This window comes from Aquisalimonas lutea (assembly GCF_030409225.1).
In the GTDB taxonomy this organism is placed as follows: domain Bacteria; phylum Pseudomonadota; class Gammaproteobacteria; order Nitrococcales; family Aquisalimonadaceae; genus Aquisalimonas; species Aquisalimonas lutea.
This window is the reverse complement of record NZ_JAUFPK010000008.1, coordinates 88,666-92,459: the sequence shown is the minus strand read 5'-3', so window position 1 is coordinate 92,459 and position 3,794 is coordinate 88,666. Positions and strand designations below refer to the sequence as shown.

At 61.6% G+C, this 3,794-nt stretch carries 6 protein-coding genes; 5 read left to right on the top strand and 1 reads right to left on the bottom strand.

Annotated features, from left to right (window positions below; genetic code table 11):
* Both QWY84_RS19760 and QWY84_RS19755 read left to right on the top strand, forming a co-directional pair.
* A partial coding sequence (locus QWY84_RS19760) for a glutathione S-transferase C-terminal domain-containing protein (RefSeq protein WP_353959918.1) occupies positions 1 to 349 on the top strand: 349 nt, incomplete at its 5' end.
* Between the two features lie 413 nt (positions 350 to 762).
* Entirely contained in the window at positions 763 to 2,061 is a 1,299-nt protein-coding gene (locus tag QWY84_RS19755) for a hypothetical protein (RefSeq protein WP_290204776.1), read from the top strand.
* Positions 2,062 to 2,343: 282 nt separating this feature from the next.
* On the opposite strand, the gene QWY84_RS19750 is transcribed toward QWY84_RS19755, so the two are convergent.
* Positions 2,344 to 2,547 (bottom strand): hypothetical protein, encoded by a 204-nt coding sequence (locus tag QWY84_RS19750; protein WP_290204775.1) that lies wholly within the window; start codon positions 2,545 to 2,547, stop codon positions 2,344 to 2,346.
* A gap of 220 nt (positions 2,548 to 2,767) precedes the next feature.
* Here QWY84_RS19750 and QWY84_RS19745 point away from each other — a divergent pair, with 220 nt between their 5' ends.
* From QWY84_RS19745 to QWY84_RS19735, 3 genes are all read left to right on the top strand, one after another.
* Complete coding sequence (locus tag QWY84_RS19745) at positions 2,768 to 3,190, top strand: hypothetical protein (RefSeq protein ID WP_290204774.1); 423 nt, start codon at positions 2,768 to 2,770, stop codon at positions 3,188 to 3,190.
* A 67-nt stretch (positions 3,191 to 3,257) separates the two neighbouring features.
* On the top strand, positions 3,258 to 3,515 hold the full coding sequence (locus QWY84_RS19740; RefSeq protein WP_290204773.1) for an SHOCT domain-containing protein: 258 nt from the start codon (positions 3,258 to 3,260) through the stop codon (positions 3,513 to 3,515).
* Between the two features lie 57 nt (positions 3,516 to 3,572).
* A partial coding sequence (locus QWY84_RS19735) for a hypothetical protein (protein ID WP_290204772.1) occupies positions 3,573 to 3,794 on the top strand: 222 nt, incomplete at its 3' end.

The following is a 3,794-nucleotide window of genomic DNA, read 5'->3' as shown; positions in this document are numbered from 1 at the left end:
CTATCTCACCGAGGCGGACTGGCGGCTGTTCGTCACGCTGGTGCGCTTTGACGCCGCCTATCACGGCGCGTTCAAGTGCAATCTCCGACGCATCGAGGACTATCCGAACCTGTCCGGCTACCTGCGCGAGCTCTACCAGTGGCCGGGTGTGCGCGAGACTGTCAACCTGGAGCATATCAAGGTGGGCTACTACACCAACCCGGCCATCAACCCCACGCTCATCGTGCCCCGGGGCCCGGTGCTGGATTTTGACCGGGCACACGATCGTGAACGACTCGCGGGAAGAGGTGTATGGCGCCGCTCCCCAGAGAGAGCGCACAGGACGGCGCTATCATCGTCCATTCAGTGATCGCTCAGCCAGCCTCCGCCGACGGGAATCGCTGAGCGAGTAATGGAAGCAGGCATTGTCAGCTTTGGTACGTTATGGCCGCTCGTGGCCGATTGTTCTCGGAAGCGGCATGATCGTCCGCCGCGTCGTGGGGGCAACCCTCGATTGCGATCTCCGGCCAAAAGCGGTACTCGCCAAACCGCAATTCAACGGCCGCTTTTCGTAGTGTCCACGAGCTTCTCGATGTTGCGCTAAACGGAGCGAGCGTGTACGCGTCCGATTGAGCGCATGACTATGCGAAGGCATGATTCAATCGAATAGGGGATTCTGGAGTTCGACCGCCCGGTGCCGAACCAGTCACGGCATCTACACAAATACTCTGTCGATGCAGTAACTAGATAGCCGCCAATGCAATCCAAGGGTATAGCACGCGCATGCAAACCGATTCGCCCGAAAACCCTCCCTGCGGCCCCGGCTGTGGCAGCGCAATAGAAACGTTGAACCGCGTCTGCTTCTGCCGCACAGTCGATCAGACACTGCTACGCCAGCAGCTCCTATCGGAACAGCCGGATGCGGACCTGTACGAGCACATCCTGGCGACTCGCCCGCATCTGTTTTCCAACACGGCTGTTTTCCTCAGCCAGCGACATGCCGTTGAAATGCGTTCGCTGATCGAGGCGGTGGACCAGGTCGTGGCCACACCCGCCTATCAACAACACGTCATGGGCTGGGCGCAACCGATTGCCAGGCGGCCATGCGGGCCATTGGGCGCCTGCATGGGATATGACTTCCATCTCGGCCCGGACGGCCCGCGACTCATTGAGATCAACACCAACGCCGGTGGCGCCTGGCTCAATGCCGCCCTGGCGCGAGCGCAGACGCCCTGCTGTGCCAATCTGTTGGAGGACTCAGCCGCGCAGCCATCCACTCCCTGCCTCGAGGACCGCTTGTTTGCCATGTTTCGTGACGAATGGGCCCTGCAACGGGGAGACGCACCGCTCGAAATGGTGGCAATCGTCGATGACTCTCCGACCGAGCAGTACCTGTACCCGGAGTTCCGCCTCGCCGCCCGGATGTTCCTGCGGCACGGGGTCAGAGCCGTGATCGCGGACGCTGGGTCACTACGGTATGCCGAGGGCAGATTGTGGTATGAAGGCACCCCCATCGACCTCGTCTATAATCGCCTGACCGATTTCACCCTGGAATCACCCGATCACGTGGCCCTGCGGGATGCCTATGAGGCGGGTGCGGTGGTGGTGACCCCTAACCCGCATACCTACGCCTTGTATGCTGACAAGCGCAACCTCACCGCACTGACCGACGAAAAGCTGCTGCGCCAGTGGCAAATCCCGGAGCCCACCATATCGACCCTGCTGCGTAGTATCCCGCACACCGTCGCTGTCACACCCGACAACGCCGACGCCCTTTGGCAACAACGCCGGCACTTCTTCTTCAAGCCGGCCAGCGGGTACGGCAGCAAAGCCACCTACCGCGGCGACAAACTGACCAAGCGTGTCTGGACGGCCATTCGCGAGGATGCGTACGTTGCCCAATCCCGCATCCCCCCGAGTGAACGCGGTGTCCTGGTCGACGGGGAACAAACCACACTAAAGGTCGACCTGCGCAACTATGTCTATGCCGGCGACGTGCAGCTCATCGCTGCCCGACTGTACCAGGGGCAGACCACGAACTTCCGCACGCCAGGTGGCGGTTTTGCATCCGTATTCGTCTAGATCAGAACCGAGCCCCGCGAGTCACCGCCATCATGCGCGGCTAGCCCCGCCCCCGCCCTTCCGATGTGAGAAGGAAGCGACCCGGACAAATACGCTTGTCGACCATGAGTCCGTGCTTGTCGAGCGCAGGCGCGCAACGCCGTAATGAACGCCTTGCCCACACGGTCCGCGGCAAGGATACAGCGTTCCGTCCATAGCCACTTCTGTGCGACCTCGCGATCACCGATCATGCCCGCATCGGCGGGGTCCCTTCGCTGAAGACCTCGAACTCGGATTCTGCGTTCACCTGAACTTGCGGTGTGATGGCCACTTGGAGAAAGCCAGAAAGTAGAGAAACACGAGGTTCGCCAACGGGATCAAAATCAGCAGGCTCAGCCAGCCCGAGTAACCCGCCTTGCTGCAGATCCGCCAGAATGGGATGACGACAATGGCCGCCATGATCAGCATCCAGATGAGGTGTCCGCCAAACATTCCTTCATTCATCATCGCACAGTCTCCCCGTTTCCCATGCCACTCGATTGGTGTTTACGCCGGGCGCTTCGCCAGCGCGCATCTCCACTCGCTTTCCGCCGAATGCCTGGCCAGTGCGTCCAGAGGAATGGGCGATCATCGCCTTTGCACCATACCCTTGACCCTGATCAAGTCGCTCGCCACCAGGGCTTGCTAATTTGTTAATCTGGTTCCAGATCCTCGACGGACACGCTCCATGCGAACGCAGCAACCCAATATCACTGCCGAAGGAGGCACGCTGCGGCGAGTGCGCTCCTGGAGGTGGCTGCTGCTGATCCTACTGGCTCTGCTGCCGGTCACGGCGGCTCTGGCGAACTCTGAACCGGTCGCGTCCACTGCGGATGATACCGCTGAACATGAACCGAGCGTGCACGCCCATGGTCCGTCGGACACGCCGATCTGCCACCATCGCAGCCATGACGGGGAAGAGCATCTCCTCGTGGGTCACAACCGTGAAACGGAATTGCCGGCCCCCGACGACAACGTTGCGGCGATTCCGAGTCTGGGCCCGGTGCATGACGACTCACCAATCTCTGGAGCGGTGCTCAGAGACCTGCTTGCCGCCGATGCTCCGCACACCGGCCCGGTCTACCTGCTGACCCGACGCCTGCGCGTCTGATTCTTCGACCTCCTGCGACGCTGCACCGAGCAGTGCCCGTTGATCCCTTTCGGGAGGTTGATGACCCATGCATTCCATTATTCATGACACCGGCGCCGGCTTCTGGCTCGGGCACTCGCTGATGGTGATCATCATGATCACCGTGCTCGCCCTGATCCTGGCCGGCACGTACCTGCTGCTGTCAGCACTGCTCGGCCGGCGGCACGGCGACGGCGAGGAACCGCTCCAGGCCCTGGCCGAGCGCTATGCCCGCGGCGACATCGAGCGGGACGAGTTTCTCAAGCGCCAGCAGGATCTGCTGGATCTCCACTCACCCAGGACATGACGACGCCATTCGGCGTTCACATCACGCGTTGAAGCACACGCTTCAGGAGGTTTCGAAATGACGATGAATCGCGGTTACAAGGCAGCGCTTGGGATGACCCTGCTCCTGGGAGCAGGCACTGTAGGAATCGCCGGCGCTCAGGGCATGCAAGGCATGATGGGCGGCGGCCAGGGCGGCATGATGCAGGACTGTCCCATGATGGGCAGTGGCTCTGGCGGCATGCAGGGCATGATGGGTGGTGGCATGCATGGCGGTGGCCAGGGTGGCATGGGCATGATG

Excerpts from the sequence above, each read along its gene's own strand:
- QWY84_RS19745 (WP_290204774.1), top strand. The coding sequence starts at position 2,768 with ATGCGAACGCAGCAACCCAATATCACTGCCGAAGGAGGCACGCTGCGG.
- QWY84_RS19750 (WP_290204775.1), bottom strand. The coding sequence starts at position 2,547 with ATGATGAATGAAGGAATGTTTGGCGGACACCTCATCTGGATGCTGATC.
- QWY84_RS19755 (WP_290204776.1), top strand. The coding sequence starts at position 763 with ATGCAAACCGATTCGCCCGAAAACCCTCCCTGCGGCCCCGGCTGTGGC.
- QWY84_RS19740 (WP_290204773.1), top strand. The coding sequence starts at position 3,258 with ATGCATTCCATTATTCATGACACCGGCGCCGGCTTCTGGCTCGGGCAC.